Consider the following 18,135-nt stretch of genomic DNA (forward strand, 5'->3'; position numbering starts at 1 on the left):
TAAAGCGGCACGCGAGCTGGGTTCAGAACGTCGTGAGACAGTTCGGTCCCTATCCGCTGTGGGCGTTGGATATTTGAGAGGAGCTGCTTCTAGTACGAGAGGACCGAAGCGGACATACCTCTGGTGTACCAGTTGTTCCGCCAGGAGCACCGCTGGGTAGCCACGTATGGAACGGATAACCGCTGAAAGCATCTAAGCGGGAAGCCGACCTCAAGATTAGATATCCCGTGGGGTATAACCTCCCTAAAGGATCCTTGAAGACCACAAGGTTGATAGGTCACAGGTGTAAGCGTAGTAATATGTTAAGCCGAGTGATACTAATTGTCCGTGAGGCTTGGCACTTTTTTTTATTTACATCTCGTCGATTATGTGCTTCACAAGCAAAACTAATGTCAAATACAAAATTTCTGGTGGTCATAGCATAGGGGAAACACCCGTTCCCATTCCGAACACGGAAGTTAAGACCTATAACGCCGATGGTACTGCACGGGAGACTGTGTGGGAGAGTAGGTAGCTGCCAGGTTTAAATCAGCCCCGTATCTCCGGATATGGGGCTTTTTTATTTCATGGTTTCAAGCTCTGATATCGTCTTCTTTAACTTCTTCAGCTCCTTCACCAGTTCAATATTCTCATCCTCACGCTCGGCACAGCGATATTTGGTTGTGCCAAGTTCATAAAGAACAGCCGCAAGCTCCAATCGTGACAGCAGAAGCTCCGTTGGCTGACCATTCATCTGTTCTTCTACTTCATCGATTATCCGATCAGCTTCCATGGTCTCCAGAGAACTGATATTCTTCTCATGTGAGTGACTGCGCAAATTACGAACACGAATAATAAGACTGTTGAGCTTGCGTTCCCTTTTCGATGAATCAGGCTGATCTTCAACAACCACATCGACAATTAATTTCTTAGGGGAAGACGATTGCTGGGGTTCGGGAGGAGGCGTACAATCCGCAACAAGCGGTAAAATTGACAGAACAAACAGGGGAAAGACGTTTTGTTTCAGAGGTATCATAGGGTAAAAATCAGTTTAGGAAAATAGTAATTATGGCCATGGTGTATCATGAAACGCCGGCAAAAATATACGACAAATACATATAAATAACAATTCTTTGACTTTTTCTATTAATAATAGGTACAATTACAATATTGTGTTTTAAAAGTGTATCATTTTAAAATGATTTTGTCAGCATCTTTCTGCTCTGCTATATAATATGAAAGCATCATTGCCCGACCAGATAATCAGTGTTCTTCTGATCGAAGAAAATGAAATCCAGAGGAAACTGATTACCGATATGCTTGCCACAATTCCCGATATCCATTTTGCTGTCACATGTAAAGATAAGCTCGATGGTGCTCTCAATTATCTTGTCGATCATTCCTCCGATGTAATTCTTATGGATCTTATTTCCACCAACAGTCGGGCATTCGATGCTTTCATTGAGGTGCACAGCAAAACTACCGATGTTCCGATTATCGTAGTGGCGTCGGATGATGATGAGAATATTGCGCTCAAGGCAATCCAGTGTGGGGCCCAGGATTATCTGGTACGGGGTAATTTTGATGCAGTGCTCATTGCGCGGTCAATTCGTTATGCAATCGAACGTCAACGTATGCTTACCGAACTGAAATTCGCGCTCGCTTCGGAAAAAGTTCTTATGGAAGAACTTGACCGGAAAAACAAAGAGCTGGTTGAACTTTCTATTACCGATGGGCTTACCGGGTTGTATAATCATCGTTTTATTCAGGAACGATTCGATTTTGAATTCAAACGTGCGAAACGGTACGGAGCTCCACTCTCGTGCATGCTCATCGATATCGATCATTTTAAATCGGTCAATGATACCTATGGTCATCAATTCGGTGACCTGGTTCTCACCGAAATAGCCGATTTGATAAAAAAAGGTTCCCGTGAAGTTGATATTTGCGGTCGTTATGGTGGCGAAGAATTCATGGTTGTTGCAAGTGTTAATGCCGATGATGCCATGCTCTATGCAACCAAGTTACATAAATCCATTGATGAGTATGAGTTCACCAATGGAGAAAATTCCATTCATGTTACTGTCAGTATCGGAGTGGTGGATTATCATAATGAAGTCAAAACCAAGCAGGAACTGATTGATCGGGCCGATTCGGCGCTCTACTGGGCGAAACGGGACGGTCGTAACCTGATCAGGCTGTGGAAAAATGTTGAAGGTGACGATGCCAAGGAGTCGCTGGACCAGCTGGGGATCAGTGGCCTTAAATCCGAATTCATGCGCCTTTCGCATGATATTCGGGCAACCTATATGGAATCAACCAATGCTCTGGTGCGGGCTATTGATGCTAAGGATCATTATACTCAGGAACATTCGAAAGGGGTTTCTTCATATGCAGTACAGGTTGCCAAAGCATTGCGACTGCCCGAAAAGGAGACTGAAATCATAAAATATGCAGGGCTCCTTCATGATATCGGGAAAATTGGAATAAGCCACGAAATTCTTACCAAGAAAGAGCGCCTGAAATCTGAAGAGTTTGATATATTAAAAAAACACCCTGTTATCGGAGTCAGTATTCTCAAGGATGTAAAATTTCTGGAGAAGGAAATTCCGATCATTCTTCACCACCACGAACATTTTGACGGAAGAGGATATCCCCATGGATTGAAGGGGAGAGAAATTCCTCTGGGAGCCCGGATTCTGGCCGTTGTTGATGCCTGGGATGCTATGACTACCGATCGCGAATATCGACGACGGCTTTCGACCGAGGAAGCAATTAATGAGCTGAAACGATTCAGCGGTACACAATTTGACAATGAAATTGTTGATGCTTTTTTAGCCCTTTTTGAAAAGGGGTTTGATGGTTTTTCAAAGAAATGTTCGAAAAAATGACCGACACGTATCTCCAGAAGCGAGTGGACGGATGAAAATAAAAATTCAGGAAGAAAATGGTCTGGTAATCACTTCCATTGACGGATCAATATTACAGGAACATGTTCCGCTCTTTCGAATGCGGCTTCTGGAACTAATCGAACAAGGAAAAACAAAAATCATTTTGAATATGGGTGAAGCTACCTATTTGAGTAGTATCGGACTGGCCGCTCTGGTAACTGTTAAAGGGCGGGCCGAAGAGGGTGGGGGGGATCTAGTGCTGGTGCAAACCAACTATTTAATCGCAAATTTACTGAAAATCACCAACCTTCATAAAAAAATAAAAGTCTTTGAAACCCTGGATACTGCACGGACCTACTTTATTTCCGATTGAATGTTCGTCAGGCGACAGCTCTGATCTGTTCTTCGATTTGTTCTACCCGCTCTGCAATTTCATTATCTGTTGCTAAGAGCTTTTCTATCTTTTTACAGGCATGAATTACTGTCGAATAGTCTCTTCCACTAAAGGCAAAGCCGATCGATCGCAATGACTGTCGAGTCCATTTTTTGCATAAAAACATGGCAATATACCGGGGAAGGGACACTTCTCTTTTGCGCGAGTGCGCGGTAAGCTGATTGAGACTGCATTTGAATTCTTCAGAAACCTTCTGCTGGATCATCTGAATGGATACCGGTTCGCTCTTTTGTGAAAAAATATCCCCACATATTTCCTTTGTGATATCCAGGGTAATATCGCGACCGGTAAATGACGATGATGCAAGAAGCTTTATGAGAATTCCTTCAAGCTCCCGTACGTTGGAAGTAACATGGTTGGCAATGTATTCGATAACATCGTTGGGAATCGACATACCGTCGATTTCGGCTTTTTTTCTGAGGATCGCCATTCGTGTTTCAAAATTCGGTGGCTGAATATCCGATATCAGTCCTCCCAGAAATCGGTTAATGATGTGTTTCATCATATCCGGAATTTTGTCCGGAGGGCGATCTGAAGAAAGGACTATTTGCTTGTTTTCCAAAAGTAATTTGTTGAATATGCGAAAAAATTCCTTTTGGGTGCCGTGTTTGCCGCTGAAAAACTGGATATCATCGATAAGAAGCAGGTCGATATCTCTGAAACGCTTATAAAAAGAGGTAGAATCACGTTTTTCAATAACATAACTTATATATTTGGACGTGAATTCTTCGCTGGTAAGATAAATAACTTTATCTGCGGTACATTCTTTTTGAGCAAAATGACCGATTGCCTGAAGCAGATGGGTTTTACCCAGACCCGTGCTTCCGTAGATAATGAGGGGGTTGAACGTGGTTTTACCCGGAGCTTCGGCAACAGCCAGGGATGCTGCATGGGCCATACGATTGCTGTCGCCGACAACAAACTTATCAAACGTGTAGTTGGGGTGAAAGAGGCCGCTTTTTTCCACGGTGCGGGGAATAGCTTTTTCTTTGGTTGTTTTTATCGTATTTGAAATCGGCTCAATTATTTTCCAGTCCTTTTCGATCGGCTCAAACTGCAGGGTAGTGCATGGAATGTCATTTTTATTGAGTGTCTCTGCAATGATTTCACCGAAATGTTCTTCGATAAAATCGGCAAAAAATCGATTGGGAACCTGAATGGTGACAAAACCCCCGGAGGAAGTAGTCATCGATATGGTTCTGAACCATGTTTCGAAACTTGAGGATCCGATTTTTTCTTCAATTTGGCGCAAACAGCGTTCCCAGGGAGTAAGGGAATGCGATTCTGAAAGGTTATTTGTTAACATGTTATCCACATTCTCCATGCTTTACAGAAAGGACAGACTTAACAGTACGGCAAAAAATTAACACAATGGCAAAAATGTTGTGCTAATATTTTGTAACTCAGTGAAATATAATGAGATATGGTTTTGATGTAAGGCGTTACTTTATTTGAAATTGAAGTTATCAACTTTTTATTCACACTCTCTCAACTATTTATCAACAATAAGTTGTCAACATTAAAATATCAAATACTGAACACTGAATATAATATTATCCTAATCAATGTCAAAGAAAAAAAATATATTTTTTTAAAAATTTTTTATACCAGAAAATATGAACAAAACAAGCCGGTTTTTTCTTCTCCTTTCTCCAGAAAACCGACTGACAAAGGTATTCTTTACCATGAGATTATCACGTTCGGGGATGATCCTTTTTATGGAGTATTCGATAAATAAAACCTGAAGAAAAAGTTAACGAAAAAGCTAAAGAAAAACTTTCAGTTTACCGAAATGATAGGTAGAGCATCGAAAACAATTTTTCAAGGAGGAATACATGGCCCTATCTTCGATTGTCACCTCCGGAGTTGGAATCAACACTCCCTTTCCATCACGCCGCCAAAATCCCATAAAGCAACCATCATCAGCCCTTCACCAACACGCGCCATCGTCACAACGGACGCAACCGAAGACATATCGAAATGCATCTTTGACAAAAGAGTATTACTCTTCTAAATCATTATCCATGGAATTTCAGAGCAAAGACGGTGATACGGTTACCCTGGATATGCAGCATGTAGAGTACCAGAAAAGCATGATTACTGTAAACGGCGGTTCTATGAGCGATGCAGACTGGGAACGTATTGTTGAAAACCTTAAAGATGAATTTAGTCAACTACAAAAAGAATTGATTGATTCCTTTATCGGCAGTGTGGAAGGTGAAACCGGTAAAGTGAACAAATCGGAAGAACCGGAGATTGCGGATGTTCCCGAATTCTGGAATGCGGAAAATACATCCCAACGTATTGTCGATTTTTCTCTCTCCTTTATTGAAATGTATGAAGGTTCCGATCAGGAATATCTTGATCTTATGAAAGGGGCAATTGAGGAGGGATTCAGTCAGGCGCGGGAAATGATCGGTGAAGTGCCCGGGGCTGTTGAAAATCTTACCAATGAGACATACAACCTTACCATGGACAAGCTCGCTGCCTGGGCTGAAGAACGAGGGTTGGAATTTGACATTGAACAGGCAGTATAGGCATAAAAAAATCTTGTGATATTCCTTTTTGTATAATGCATGTAATCCTTATAACATGCATCAATAAACCACTCGCATTTATCCCTTAGATGGGATTTTTTGATTTCTTTATGATGTTGTGTCGGGACTCGAATCGGCAAATTCGTATCCAAACCAGAATCTCACAAAAATGTGGCCCGGATTGGTAATGCTGATCCCCATATCGAGCCCGCCAAAATAAGGGGAGTAATCGGTTTTTCGAAGTTCAAGTCCGAGATGAATACAATTTCCATTCACTGAACTTTTATCATACAAATCGCTGAGGGGACCGAAATTTTCAAGATCGCTGCTCATGCCCACAAGCGTTCCGAGAATTTCGAGTGTTCGTATTGAAACCATCGTTTTGAAAACCTGGTAATCGCCCGATTGCTGGTTCCAGAGGCCCAGGGAGGAATTTGCCGTAAAACTGAAGCTGGTCATGGCCCTGATAAAATCGTCATTAAAAGAAAAATGCATCCCCAGCTTTCCATCATGGTACCATCTGCTCTGAACATTGATAATGCCGGTTGCCATATAACTGATCGAAAATCCGGTCATATTGAAAAAAAGTGGGGAAATCACCCCACCACCGATACTCCAGATAAAACTCCGTTGTGAGCGTTGCAGATCACGGGGTTCTTCAAATCCGAAAGCGGTCAGGCCACCAACGCTCCCAAGATAGGGCAGATTGCCGGCGATGCCGAACTGAAGGCTTGGGCGATCAAAAGAGAAGCTTCCACTTGTCGAAACCCCTCTGCCATCAATCGTCGTATTTGTTTGTGATGTTTTTTCGTAGAGGCCGGTTCCCAGAATGCCCACACCACATTTGAAATATTCGGTTATCGGGAATAACGCCCGGGCTGATGCAATCACATATTTCCCGGCAAGAGGGGCAACATTCGAGGTCAATATTGTTCTGGTTTCGATTTTACTTAAAAGTGCAGGATTCGCCCACCAGTTACCGGGAGAAAGAATGTTTTCGAGATAGAGGGTGCGCTGAAAAAAAAGATAACGATTCGCAATTTCATCATCAGTAGCAGCATCACTGATCGATGGTTGCACAATTGAAACCAGAGTACATATCAGTATGGCGGCCGATCTTTGGATATGGCGTATCATCAGAAAACAATTTCAATCCGAAGTGGAATGCCGTATTTTTCGATTTCTTTAATCGTTTTTCGGAGCAGGTTAATCTGAGTATTGATTTGCTCTATCTGCCTGGCCCATACTGTTTTATCCTTTTCCTGCACAAGCTCGAGCGCGGAGGATACCGTATTCATCAGTTCTCCGATTTCAACGAGAGCCAGAGCGGCTTCATTGATAAATTTTTCCAGCATCGTACTGTATCCATCGGCAACAGAATTAACTTCGCGGGTAAATATGGAAGTCTTAACCGCGATCCGGTCGATTTCTTTTAATTGACGGCTGAGTTGGCTGTCGAGTTCAGGGAGTTTCAGGAGAAGAAAATGAGTTAGACTGTCGATATCGCTCACCAGCGTGTTGAATTTTTCTGCAAAAGGAGCATCATCGCCACCCTTGCCTTCCAGAAACAAGGTAGAGAGCTCCTGGTATTTATGAATTTCTTCCTTAAGCCGCCAGGCCAAACCAACAGCTTCGGAAATTCCGGGAACAAATTTTCCCTGAAGCGTATCGGAGGCCGGGATGGAAGAGAAGCTTTTTCCTCCGGGAGTAATGGAAATCACCCGATCGCCCATCAGGCCCTTATCAATAGTAACAATCGAATAATTTTTATAGATAGTGAGCTTTTTATCGAGCATTATTTCTACACAGACCCCTCGGGGGTGAGACTGGACCGATTTGATTTTACCGACTGTTGCACCGTGAACATTTACGGGATCTTCAATTCGGAGGTTGCCTATGCGGGGAAACAGAATTACCCGGACTTCTGAAGGAAAATAGGAAGTTTTAATCACGTAGGAGCCGACTACAACAAGAAACAGGGCAAGAATGGCACAAATTATATATCCCAGCCGACGGTCATCCATGGTCAAAAGATAGGTGATTTTTCCAGATAAATCAAGGAATTACCATTATAGAGGCAATTAAAATAAAAGAGTATAAAGATTTTCAATGAAGGTGCCGATAGATATATATAGATATTCATGAGAACGAGAAAAAAAGCATATTCTCAAAATTAAGGGGAGCCCTATGGGAATCTCAATCAACGGACCGTCAGGAATCGATACCTCCTATATTATCGATTCTCTTACGGATATGGAATATGAGCGGGTGCGCAGAGTTGAGCAGCAGAAAGCGGCATATGATCTGAAAATACAGGCCTACAGTAAATTACAATCCTTTGTCAGCGATGTATCATCAAAAGCTTTTTCACTGAATAACAAAGATGATTTCGGCCTCTTTGCCGAGAATTCATCGAACGAAGACATTGTTACTGTAACGGGCGCAGCGGGAAGCACTCCCGGTTCATACGGCGTTAGAGTTTTTAATGTGGCGCAGCATGAAAAAATGGTCAGTGCCGATGGGATCATTTCCAGCCAGACAGAGGCCTTGTCATCCTTTGGGATAGGTACCGGAACAATCAGTATCGAGGGTACCGAAATCGATATAACCGCAACCGATACGATTCAGGATGCAAGGCGGAAAATAAACAATGCAACTGATGCAGATGGGAAGGAACTGGGAGTCTCGGCATCGGTGATAAAAATGAGTGATACCAATTTCAGGCTCGTTCTTTCTGCAAAAGATACGGGAAGCGGCGGTATTGCATACAAGGATGTTTCCGGAACAGCACTGCAGGACCTTGGAATAATCCACTCGGCCGACGGCAACAAGGGAAATACGACACAGGTACTTACATCTACTGATGATATCAATACAATTTTTTCGGGTTTGGTTGCTGGAGACACAATTCAATATGGAGGGGTGGATCATAACGGAAACGAAGTCAGTAATACCTTCATAGTAAAAGCATCGAGCACAGTTGACGATTTACTTCAGCAGGTTGAGGAAACCTACAACGGCATGGCCGATGCAACGATCGACGCGACCGGTAACCTGGTACTCACCTCAAAAGTTGAGGGGAGTTCCCAGATGACAATGACTTCACTGAACATTGCCGGAACCGATTATCAGATGAATGTTTCTGTCGCCGGTGATGAAGGCGCAGGGGTATTGTCGGTAGGAAGCAATGCCTATTTCAGTGTTGATTCACTCTATATGGAATCGAAATCAAATGCAGCACAAGATTTCATTGCCGGTGTAACGCTTAACCTTAATAAAGCTGATGCCGGGGAGACGGTAGCGGTTGAAATTGACCGTGATTACGAGGCAATTACTAAAAAGGTCAAGGATCTTATTGATTCATTCAATGCCCTTCATCGGTTTTCAAAAGAGAGCACAACCTATGGTGACCCTGAGGATGAGGACAGTGATGGGGGAGTTCTTGCCGGTGATATGACCGTTTCGAGTATCGTCAGTCGGATAAGAAAATTATTTCAAACTCAGTTTGAAAATGCTCCCACTTACAAAAATCTCACCATGGCCGGTGTTGAAACCGATTACAATACAGGGAGGTTTACTCTCGACGAAGAGAGATTCAAAGAAGCTCTTCAGAAGTCTTTTGATGAGGTTGTTGATTTGTTTGTTACTTCAGGAGCATCCGATAATGCGAACATTACCCTGGGTATTTACGATGAGAATGTTAAATCGGGAACGTATACTCTCGAAGAGATCAACGGCAATCAACAGGTTCGTATTACGGGAAGTGACGGTACCTCCTATGATTCCGATGTGCGGACGGGTGAGATCGTCTCTTTTTCAGAGGGGCTGGCCGCGGGGCTTAAATTGACATTTCCCGCCGGAACACTGGCAGCGGGAGAGACCGCTTCCTTTACCTTCACCCGTGGTTTGAGTGATATTATTAAAGATGAAATTGACGGCTTAACCGACAGCAAGGAAGGTCTGATTTCGCTCCGGCAGGAAACATACCGGAGTAGTATTAATCGCGCTAATGACCGGATAACAAAGTTGGAAGCCAGAGTTGAAAAATACAGGGAAAGACTGGTACGGGAATTCAGTTATATGGAGCAGGTAATGGCCGAACTCCAGTCTCAAAGTACAAATATGTTAAGTGCCCTGGGTTAAAAAGCGCAGGATAGAATGTTTCAAAGGAGGGAACGGTGAAAAAAGGATATTCAGCTTACCGCACAGTAAATGTCGATACCGCTGATCAGGGAAAACTTATTCTGATTGCCTATGACGTTGCAATTAAACATTGCAAATTGTCGATAGAATTATTTGATGAAAAGGATAAGATTGAGCAGCGGACCCGGCATCTTTTTAAGGCGCAGGATGCAATTTCAGAATTGATGAGTGCCCTTAATATGGATACTGGAGAGATCGCACTTAACCTTTACCGGCTTTATGAATATCTGATGCATAATCTTATCCAGGCGAATGTTAAATCGAGTAAAAGCTTTGTTGAAGATACTCTCAAACATCTGTATACATTACGTGATGCATGGAATGAAGCGATTTGTATAACCAAAGCGTCTTCGGCAAACCAGGAAGATTCTAATAGTCAGGAAAACTTTGCAGTAACAGGATGATCTATGAAAAAAGAAGCAATACTTTCGGTGTTAACGAATCTTTGTACTCTTCTGTCAAGTGTCAAGCAGCTCATGACTCAATTGGGACCGGTTCCGGACCCGGACACAATACAGCAGGCGCTTATCCGGCGGCAGGAAATGCTCGAAGACATTACCCGGCAGATTATCACACTCGACCATCTTGATATAAAATGGAGAGAGCGGATAACCGAAGATCATGAGTTGACGTCCCTTGGAAAAAGATTTAAAATGCTTGCCGAAACCACCGCAAAAATCGATAAACAAATAGCTGATGGACTGAAACAGCGAATGGCGGGTGTGGAAAGTGAACTGAAGCAGCTGACCAAATCAAAAAGCGCCGCTGTTTCGTACGCAGCTCACAGTATGATGTAAGTATTTTCTATCCGAAAAACTTATTGTATAATGCCCCAACAGCCTTTTTCTCATCCGAGGCATCGATTCCGAAAATCATACTGATTTCTGAACTTCCTTGATTGGCCATTTTGATATTGACATTCGCATCGCCCAGCGCTTGTGCTGTTTGTGCAAGAACTCCAACTTTATGGATAAGCCCCTCGCCGACAACTGCAACCAAGGCAATACCGAATTCGGTTTTGATATCATCGGGTTGAAGGGTTTCTTCGATTCTTCGAATAATATTATTAACTATCTCCGGTGTGAGTTGGGACTGGTCGAGAATGACCGACATGTTATCGACTCCGGAGGGGCAGTGTTCATAAGAAAGGCCCATCTTTTCGATAATTGAAAGCAGTTTTCTTCCAAATCCTTTCTCACGGTTCATGAGGAATTTTTGCAGATTAAAACTTGCATAGCCACCGCCACTGGCAATACCCACGACATCTCGTTCGGAGGGGAGACGGCGGGAAACAATGAGTGTTCCGGAATTATCGAGATTGAACGTATTGCGGAGGCGTATCGGAATTTTTTTATCCATAGCCGGACGAACAGCTTCTTCATGAAAAACATTAAATCCTATATAGCTCAATTCCCGCATTTCTTTGTAGGTAAGGGCCGGGATTTGTAAGGGAGAATCTACAAGATTGGGATTTGTGCTGTAGATACCATTAACATCAGTCCAGTTTTCATATTCGATTGCATCGAGAGAATCGGCAAGAATAGCACCGGTAAGGTCGGAGCCCCCCCGGCTGAATGTCGCAATATCACCATTTTGAGTGATCCCGTAGAAACCCGGGAAAACAACGACAGTTTCAGAACAGATTTTTTTCAGCTGGGCAAGTCTCATTGAACTGTCCCTGAGCGGTTGAGCATCGCCGAAACTATCGGTGACGATCAAACCGGCTTCTTTGGGTGAAACATACCGTGCATCGATTCCCTTCGTTGTTAAATAACGGGCAAACAGACGAGCATTGAAATCTTCGCCCGACGCAACAATTGAATCATGATATTTATCTTTATTGTCCTTTGGAGCCGCAACACGTGTTTCGAGATCGGATATTATTTCATCGCACTCCTTATCGGAGATTCCAAGGGGCAAATAAATGTCACGGTACCGCTGCTTGAGCTGATTGATTTCTTCGGAACAATCGTCATTTTTAAGGCTCTTTTTTGCAATTCTGATCAGCAGGTCGGTAACTTTGATGGTAATACCGGATGCTTTGCCCGGTGCCGACAAGACCACACAACGACGCGATGTGTTTAACGTGAGTATTTTGGCAACTTGTTGAATGCCTTCCTTTGTTGCAAGAGAACTTCCGCCAAATTTGCATACAATAAACTCCATCAGACCCGATTTCCTTGTTTGTGTGACACGAATTAACTGAAAATTATGAGCGAAATAATATAATAGATGGGCACAACTATGTCTTAATTATCTCTCTATACCGGATTTGATAAACATTAATTAACTAAAATATAAAAATATCTTTACCAAGGGGTGCATTTTAAAAGTGGATTATATATATTCTCATGGTACGGTTTGATTAACGGACGGTTAGTTATTCTCTATATTTATAAAACGGCACGATATTTTTTTCTTAGAACTATTCTCGAATACAAGGGAATTCAGTCTAATTCTATATAGTCATCATGCGCCAACCCAGATTAGACACAGCGCGGTTCTTGTCGGAGGAAACTTCTCTCGCTCTCTACTTAAGAGAAATAAGCAAGGATAAAACCTTGACCATCGAGGAAGAAGTAGAGTTGGCGGTTCATATCAAAAAGGGTGATCGAAAGGCTCTCGAGAAACTGGTGCGGGCAAATCTACGCTTTGTTGTCAGTGTGTGCCGCAATTATCAGAATCAGGGCCTTCCTTTAAACGATCTTATTAACGAAGGAAATCTCGGCCTTATCAGAGCCGCTAAGCGGTTTGACGAAAAAAAGAATTTCAAGTTTATCTCCTATGCAGTATGGTGGATTCGACAGTCTATCCTGCAAGCCCTCGCAGAGCAATCCCGCATAATCAAATTACCGCTCAACCGGGTCGGAACGATTCATAAAATCGGAAAAACTCAAAGCAAGCTTGAACAGAAGTACCGTCGAATGCCCAACATCGAAGAAATTGCCCGGGAGCTGAATATCGATGAAAATGAAGTGCGGGAAAGTATGAAAATCGGCAACAATCATGCTTCGCTGGATGCACCATTGCAGCGGGGTGAAGAATCGAACCTGATGGATATGATTCAAGACGATCAGCAGGAACAGCCCGATGATGGAGCGATAGATATTTCACTCCAGGAAGAAATCAATAAAACACTCAGCACGCTTACCCAAAAAGAAAAAGATGTTGTCCGTCTCTATTTCGGTATCGGAGAAGATACTGCCCACACCCTCGAAGAAATTGGGCTGCGGTTTAATTGTACCCGTGAAAGGGTTCGTCAGATTAAAGAGAAAGCAATACGCCGGCTCAAACATGCTTCACGGCGTAATCGCCTGAAAATGTATCGCCCCTGAGAATAAAATCGTACTCCCGGAATAAAAATAGGAGAACCTGATGGTTCTCCTCTCCAAAAATCTCATTTAAAAATGATTGATTCAGGTCTGTTCAGGTACCCGATAAGCCGAAATCACCCATTATTTTCTCTGCGAGAGCATCCTGTATTTCGGGCCTGTTATAGTAGCCTTCTTTAACCCTTTTTATAGCCAGATCAACTTTATCGTGCCGTATTTCGGGCGATTGAACAGCATGAGCCGCAGCCGCTTCAGCCTGAGCTTTAACTTCCGACAGCCTCTTGCCGTCCGAAGAAAACTCAGATCTGTCGACATTCGATAGCTTTATCCGCGGAACATCCTTGTTCTGTTTCTCAAGGCCTTTGACCTTGCGAAACTCGGCATTAAAGGGTTCCATTGCTGCTGGTATTCGCATAGTTAATCACCACCTTTCCTTACATCATGTAAGGCTTCTGTTCGTTATATCGACAGATTTAAATGAAAACTTTAGCTTTTTCTTTAAATAATTATAAAATATTTTAAGAAAAATATCAATATTCATTTGGAGCAGTGGCTAAATATACATTTTTTTGCTTTGGCCGACCGGTTTATCCGCCGATATTGCCGATCATCTCGAACATCGGCATATACATGGCAAACAGAATTCCACCGATAACAACACCCATAACAACGATCATAAGAGGTTCGAGCATGGAAGTAAGGGCATCGACAGCAGCATCAACCTCTTCCTGATAGAACTGGGAGACCTTGGTCAGCATCCCTGATAGGTCACCGGTTTTTTCGCCGACTGCTATCATATGAATAACCATTGGCGGAAATATCCCGGTATCCTTGAGCGGTTCGGCGATAGTTAAACCTCCGGTAATTTTTTCCAGGGTTCTGAAAAGTCCTTTTTCTAAAACAGCATTGCCGGCTGTTTTTGCGGTAATTGAAAGGGCATCCAGAATGGTGACACCGCTCGAGAGGAGGGTTGAAAGGGTTTGTGAGAAACGGCTGACCGAGCCCTTGCGCTCGAGATTCCCAATTATGGGCAGATGAAGTTTGAGCCAGTCGATATTGTATTGTCCCTTTTCGGTTTTGTAATACATTGTAATTCCAACCACAGCTGCAATGATAAAAGCGAGTATGAAAATGATATTGGCACGGAGAAAATCCGACAGTGTCATTACTATTCGGGTCGGCAGGGGAAGTTCCCCCCCCATATCGGCAAACATTTGTGCAAAGGTCGGCACCACAAAGGTAAGCATAATGGCAACGACCGCTATTGCAACAATCGAGAGAATAATCGGATAATTGAGGGCTCCCTGAATTTTCCGGCGAAGAGCATAGGCCTTTTCCTGGTATTCTGCCAGTCGGGTAAGGATTGCATCGAGGTTACCCGATGTTTCTCCTGCGGCTACCATGTTGCAGTAGAGCTGGTTGAAAATTTTCGGGTGTTTTGACAGGGAGTCGGCGAGGGTATTACCGCTTTGGATATCACCCGACACCTGCTGAATAGCTTTGGCAAGGATTTTATTTTCGGTTTGCTGCGCCAGGATATCAAGACATTGCACAAGGGGTAAACCGGCAGAGGCCATTGCGGCAAACTGGCGTGAAAACCGACTGAGTTCCTGAAGTTTGACGCCGCCTCCCATAATATCAATATTCAGATTGATAGGCTTTCCTTTAACAGAAAGCGGGCGTAGTTTTTTCTTTCGGAGAAGGCTTAAAACTTCATTCTTATTCCGGGCCTGTATTTCCCCCTTCACCTGTTTTCCGCCGGGGGTGACTCCTACATAAAGATAAGTAGGCATAGCGATCTACTCTCCATTAATTTCATGATTATCCAAGCATTTTTTGCAGTCCCTCAGGATCGGGGCTTTTTGCAAGCACATCCGACATGGTGACCAGCCGGCGTTTGTAGAGATTTGCCAGGGATGCGTTCATTGTCTGCATGCCGTGTTGCTGGCCGATTTCGATTATTCCCTGAAGTTGATGGATTTTATCATCGCGGATTAACTGCCGTACAGCGGTATTGGCAATCAGAATTTCACAAGCCATAATGCGTCCTCCGCCGACCCGGGGGAGCAACGACTGACATACAACGATTTCCAGCACCATCGAAAGCTGAGCCCGCACAATCGATTTCTGTGCGGGAGGGAAAACATCGACAATTCTATTAATTGTTTGAGCTGCCGAATTGGTATGAAGGGTTGCAAAGGTTAGATGACCGGTTTCGGCAATGCTCAGTGCTGCCTGGATTGTTTCCAGGTCGCGCATTTCACCAATGAGTACAAAATCAGGGTCCTGTCGAAGCGCCACTCTGAGCGCACTGGTAAAAGAGTCGGTGTCCTGACGCACTTCACGTTGATTAACAATGCATTTTTTGTGTGGATGAACAAATTCGATCGGATCCTCAACGGTCAGTATGTGCCCGTTCCGTTCGGTATTGATCTTATCAATCAACGCGGCAAGAGTGGTACTCTTACCACTTCCTGTTGGACCGGTAATGAGAATCAAGCCATTAGGTTTTTCGGCAATTTTACTTAATATTGGTGGAAGGCCAAGGGTCTCGAGCGAATGTATACGAAAGGGAATTTGCCGGATAGCACAGGCGGTACAACCACGTTGCTGAAACACATTGGCCCTGAACCGGCAAAGATTCTGGACACCGAAGGAAAAATCGACTTCCCGGTTCTGTTCGAAAAGTTTCCGCTGCTGTTCATTCATGATACTGTAAGCCAGCTTGAGTACCTGGTCGGGAGTCAATTTTTCCACGCCTTTTGGAACAAGTTTCCCATCAACCCGATAGAGCGGAGGGGAGCCTGCAGTCAAATGAAGATCGGAGGCATTTAAATCGAGGACCTGAGAAAGCAATTCCTGTATTGATATCATACTTATGAAATTAGTTGTTGAGATGTTGAATATACAATTTTCTTTTTAAGAAATAATCCCGATTTTGATAATTTTTACACGCCAATGCTGAATCCCTGTAAAAACCTGATAATGACGCAGTTAAAGGTGCTTTTTAAATTTCAATAGCGCTCAGCATTTCTTCGACTGTTGTCTCGCCTTTAATGAGCTTTTCCATTGCGCAGTCTTTAAGGGTTTTCATACCATCTTTAAGTGCCTGATCTTTGAGTACGTTTGGCGGAGCCCGATCGATAATCAAATCCTGAAGACCCCGCGTTGCCGGCATTACTTCATACAGTCCACAGCGTCCCCTGAAACCGGTACCGTTACACAGAGGACAACCAGTTCCCTTGAACTGGGTTATTTTTTTCGCTTGGTCCATATCGATATGCAAGATCCGGGCAAGTTCTTCATTGTTTGTCTCTACCGGCTCTTTGCAATCGGGGCAAATTTTGCGTACAAGGCGCTGGGCGATAACGATTCGCACCGATGAGGCCACCAGAAAGGGTTCAACACCCATATCGATTAGCCGGGCTATTGTTGCAACCGAATTATTAGTATGGAGGGTACTGAAAACCAGGTGACCGGTAAGCGCCGACTTGATGGCTATTTCTGCGGTTTCTCCATCACGAATTTCACCGAGCATGATAATGTCCGGATCCTGACGGAGAAAGGATCGGAGGGCCGAGGCAAAACTTAAACCGATATCGCTGTTGACATTTACCTGATTGATACCATCGATATTGTATTCCACAGGATCTTCTACGGTCATGATATTGACATAGGGTTGGTTGAGCAGGCTCAGGGCGGAGTACAGCGTGGTCGTTTTTCCACTTCCGGTAGGGCCGGTAACCAGAAACATACCGAAGGGAGAATGAATCGCTTCCATAATATGTGTAAGGCTTGTTGATGGAATACCAAGTTTTTCCATATCGAGCACAAGATTGGATGCATCGAGAATACGCATCACCACTTTTTCGCCGTAAATAGTCGGTATTGTACTGACACGTATATCGACCGTATTAATGCCGATTTTAATTTTTATCCGTCCATCCTGCGGAAGCCGTCGCTCCGATATGTCCAGATCAGCCATAATCTTTATCCGTGAAATGATTGCAGGCCGAAGTCGGTAGGGAAGGGATGAAATCGTCATGAGTCTGCCGTCGATCCGATACCGCATCCTGAACACTTTCTGATAGGTTTCAAGATGGATGTCACTGGCATCCTTTTTAACAGCTTCGACAATAATATGGTTCACCAGTTTTACGACAGGCGCTTCGGAAATAGCAGCGCTGATATCATCGACTGCATCATCGTCATCCTGTCCCTCTAAAACCTCAAATTCCTCTTCCTTGATATCGCTGAGAATTTCCTCAACATCGTCATCATCAGTGGCATAATTGAGCTTGATTGCCTCTTTTATTCCTTCAACGGGCGCCATGATCGGTTTGACATTACAGCCGGTCAGAAACTTGACCGCATCGAGAACAAAAAGGTTTTTAGGATCGGAAATCGCTACGGTGAGTACTTTGTTTGTTTTATCGATTGCAATGATGCCGTATTTCTGAGCAATGTCCAAAGGGACAATCTCCACTACGGAAGAATCCAGCTCAATGTCTTTCAACTCGAGTTCCTGAGATTCGAACTGTTTTGCCAGAAAGGCACCTATTTCCTCGATACTCTGAATGATATCGGTGGCAATTAAGGCTTCGGTCAATTTACCGCCGTTTGAACTCTGATATTTAAGGGCCGTAAGAAGTTGTTCTTTTGTTAAAAAGTTCTTATCAACAAGGATCTGGCTGATTTTCTGTGCCATATTCTGCTTTTGGTAGTATTCAAGGATGTTA

Annotated in this window: 16 protein-coding genes and 2 rRNA genes; 9 read left to right on the forward strand and 9 right to left on the reverse strand. The window is 43.6% G+C overall.

The features are described from left to right. Both GF401_17770 and rrf read left to right on the forward strand, forming a co-directional pair. Window positions 1–339 (forward strand): 23S ribosomal RNA (locus tag GF401_17770); the annotation flags it as partial. 67 nt (window positions 340–406) lie between these two features. Beyond that, window positions 407–523, forward strand: a 5S ribosomal RNA gene (gene rrf, locus GF401_17775). A gap of 36 nt (window positions 524–559) precedes the next feature. On the opposite strand, the gene GF401_17780 is transcribed toward rrf, so the two are convergent. Then, a complete protein-coding gene (locus GF401_17780; GenBank protein ID MBD3346907.1) occupies window positions 560–1,015 on the reverse strand; it encodes a hypothetical protein in 456 nt (151 codons plus the stop codon). Window positions 1,016–1,214: 199 nt separating this feature from the next. Between GF401_17780 and GF401_17785 the strand changes: the two genes are divergently transcribed. Together GF401_17785 and GF401_17790 are read left to right on the forward strand one after the other, a co-directional pair. After that, window positions 1,215–2,870: a diguanylate cyclase gene (locus GF401_17785; GenBank protein ID MBD3346908.1), complete on the forward strand. Its 1,656-nt coding sequence runs from the start codon at window positions 1,215–1,217 to the stop codon at window positions 2,868–2,870. Beyond that, window positions 2,839–3,243 (forward strand): anti-sigma factor antagonist, encoded by a 405-nt coding sequence (locus GF401_17790; protein ID MBD3346909.1) that lies wholly within the window; start codon window positions 2,839–2,841, stop codon window positions 3,241–3,243. Before GF401_17785 ends, GF401_17790 begins: the two co-directional genes overlap by 32 nt. 7 nt (window positions 3,244–3,250) lie before the next feature. Here the strand turns inward: GF401_17790 and dnaA are convergent, their stop codons facing one another. Beyond that, window positions 3,251–4,648, reverse strand: coding sequence for a chromosomal replication initiator protein DnaA (dnaA, locus tag GF401_17795; GenBank protein MBD3346910.1), 1,398 nt, complete (start codon window positions 4,646–4,648; stop codon window positions 3,251–3,253). A 511-nt stretch (window positions 4,649–5,159) separates the two neighbouring features. Here dnaA and GF401_17800 point away from each other — a divergent pair. Next, window positions 5,160–5,861: a hypothetical protein gene (locus tag GF401_17800; GenBank protein MBD3346911.1), complete on the forward strand. Its 702-nt coding sequence runs from the start codon at window positions 5,160–5,162 to the stop codon at window positions 5,859–5,861. A gap of 108 nt (window positions 5,862–5,969) precedes the next feature. Here the strand turns inward: GF401_17800 and GF401_17805 are convergent, their stop codons facing one another. Continuing rightward, entirely contained in the window at window positions 5,970–6,941 is a 972-nt protein-coding gene (locus GF401_17805; GenBank protein MBD3346912.1) for a hypothetical protein, read from the reverse strand. A gap of 56 nt (window positions 6,942–6,997) precedes the next feature. Beyond that, the gene (locus GF401_17810; protein ID MBD3346913.1) at window positions 6,998–7,885 is read right to left on the reverse strand and encodes an MCE family protein; all 888 of its coding nucleotides are present in this window, start codon (window positions 7,883–7,885) and stop codon (window positions 6,998–7,000) included. A gap of 163 nt (window positions 7,886–8,048) precedes the next feature. On the opposite strand from GF401_17810, the gene fliD reads away from it, so the two are divergent. Genes fliD through GF401_17825 form a run of 3 tightly spaced genes read left to right on the forward strand, consistent with a single transcriptional unit; the run spans window position 8,049 to window position 10,861 of the window. After that, window positions 8,049–10,004: a flagellar filament capping protein FliD gene (fliD, locus tag GF401_17815; GenBank protein ID MBD3346914.1), complete on the forward strand. Its 1,956-nt coding sequence runs from the start codon at window positions 8,049–8,051 to the stop codon at window positions 10,002–10,004. 35 nt (window positions 10,005–10,039) lie between these two features. Continuing rightward, window positions 10,040–10,468 carry a flagellar export chaperone FliS gene (gene fliS / locus GF401_17820; protein MBD3346915.1) on the forward strand — a complete coding sequence of 143 codons (429 nt, stop codon included), beginning with the start codon at window positions 10,040–10,042 and terminating at the stop codon, window positions 10,466–10,468. A gap of 3 nt (window positions 10,469–10,471) precedes the next feature. Continuing rightward, window positions 10,472–10,861 (forward strand): hypothetical protein, encoded by a 390-nt coding sequence (locus tag GF401_17825; protein ID MBD3346916.1) that lies wholly within the window; start codon window positions 10,472–10,474, stop codon window positions 10,859–10,861. A gap of 7 nt (window positions 10,862–10,868) precedes the next feature. Here the strand turns inward: GF401_17825 and GF401_17830 are convergent, their stop codons facing one another. Next, a complete protein-coding gene (locus tag GF401_17830) occupies window positions 10,869–12,230 on the reverse strand; it encodes an aspartate kinase (protein ID MBD3346917.1) in 1,362 nt (453 codons plus the stop codon). Between the two features lie 305 nt (window positions 12,231–12,535). Between GF401_17830 and GF401_17835 the strand changes: the two genes are divergently transcribed. Further along, entirely contained in the window at window positions 12,536–13,399 is an 864-nt protein-coding gene (locus GF401_17835; GenBank protein MBD3346918.1) for a sigma-70 family RNA polymerase sigma factor, read from the forward strand. A 91-nt stretch (window positions 13,400–13,490) separates the two neighbouring features. On the opposite strand, the gene GF401_17840 is transcribed toward GF401_17835, so the two are convergent. From GF401_17840 to GF401_17855, 4 genes are all read right to left on the reverse strand, one after another. Further along, on the reverse strand, window positions 13,491–13,811 hold the full coding sequence (locus tag GF401_17840) for a hypothetical protein (GenBank protein ID MBD3346919.1): 321 nt from the start codon (window positions 13,809–13,811) through the stop codon (window positions 13,491–13,493). A 172-nt stretch (window positions 13,812–13,983) separates the two neighbouring features. Beyond that, window positions 13,984–15,189, reverse strand: a complete 1,206-nt coding sequence (locus GF401_17845) for a type II secretion system F family protein (GenBank protein MBD3346920.1) — start codon at window positions 15,187–15,189, stop codon at window positions 13,984–13,986. 28 nt (window positions 15,190–15,217) lie between these two features. Further along, complete coding sequence (locus GF401_17850; GenBank protein ID MBD3346921.1) at window positions 15,218–16,270, reverse strand: PilT/PilU family type 4a pilus ATPase; 1,053 nt, start codon at window positions 16,268–16,270, stop codon at window positions 15,218–15,220. Between the two features lie 133 nt (window positions 16,271–16,403). Beyond that, window positions 16,404–18,104 carry a type II secretion system protein GspE gene (locus GF401_17855; protein MBD3346922.1) on the reverse strand — a complete coding sequence of 567 codons (1,701 nt, stop codon included), beginning with the start codon at window positions 18,102–18,104 and terminating at the stop codon, window positions 16,404–16,406. Window positions 18,105–18,135 lie beyond the last annotated feature (31 nt).

The sequence above is a fragment of the Chitinivibrionales bacterium genome, from assembly GCA_014728215.1.
In the GTDB taxonomy this organism is placed as follows: domain Bacteria; phylum Fibrobacterota; class Chitinivibrionia; order Chitinivibrionales; family WJKA01; genus WJKA01.

Coding starts and splice junctions, on each gene's coding strand:
- dnaA (MBD3346910.1), bottom strand. CDS start 4,648: ATGGAGAATGTGGATAACATGTTAACAAATAACCTTTCAGAATCGCAT.
- GF401_17835 (MBD3346918.1), top strand. CDS start 12,536: ATGCGCCAACCCAGATTAGACACAGCGCGGTTCTTGTCGGAGGAAACT.
- GF401_17780 (MBD3346907.1), bottom strand. CDS start 1,015: ATGATACCTCTGAAACAAAACGTCTTTCCCCTGTTTGTTCTGTCAATT.
- GF401_17840 (MBD3346919.1), bottom strand. CDS start 13,811: ATGCGAATACCAGCAGCAATGGAACCCTTTAATGCCGAGTTTCGCAAG.
- GF401_17830 (MBD3346917.1), bottom strand. CDS start 12,230: ATGGAGTTTATTGTATGCAAATTTGGCGGAAGTTCTCTTGCAACAAAG.
- GF401_17855 (MBD3346922.1), bottom strand. CDS start 18,104: ATGGCACAGAAAATCAGCCAGATCCTTGTTGATAAGAACTTTTTAACA.
- GF401_17790 (MBD3346909.1), top strand. CDS start 2,839: ATGGTTTTTCAAAGAAATGTTCGAAAAAATGACCGACACGTATCTCCA.
- GF401_17810 (MBD3346913.1), bottom strand. CDS start 7,885: ATGGATGACCGTCGGCTGGGATATATAATTTGTGCCATTCTTGCCCTG.
- GF401_17845 (MBD3346920.1), bottom strand. CDS start 15,189: ATGCCTACTTATCTTTATGTAGGAGTCACCCCCGGCGGAAAACAGGTG.
- GF401_17785 (MBD3346908.1), top strand. CDS start 1,215: ATGAAAGCATCATTGCCCGACCAGATAATCAGTGTTCTTCTGATCGAA.
- GF401_17825 (MBD3346916.1), top strand. CDS start 10,472: ATGAAAAAAGAAGCAATACTTTCGGTGTTAACGAATCTTTGTACTCTT.
- GF401_17850 (MBD3346921.1), bottom strand. CDS start 16,270: ATGATATCAATACAGGAATTGCTTTCTCAGGTCCTCGATTTAAATGCC.
- fliD (MBD3346914.1), top strand. CDS start 8,049: ATGGGAATCTCAATCAACGGACCGTCAGGAATCGATACCTCCTATATT.
- GF401_17800 (MBD3346911.1), top strand. CDS start 5,160: ATGGCCCTATCTTCGATTGTCACCTCCGGAGTTGGAATCAACACTCCC.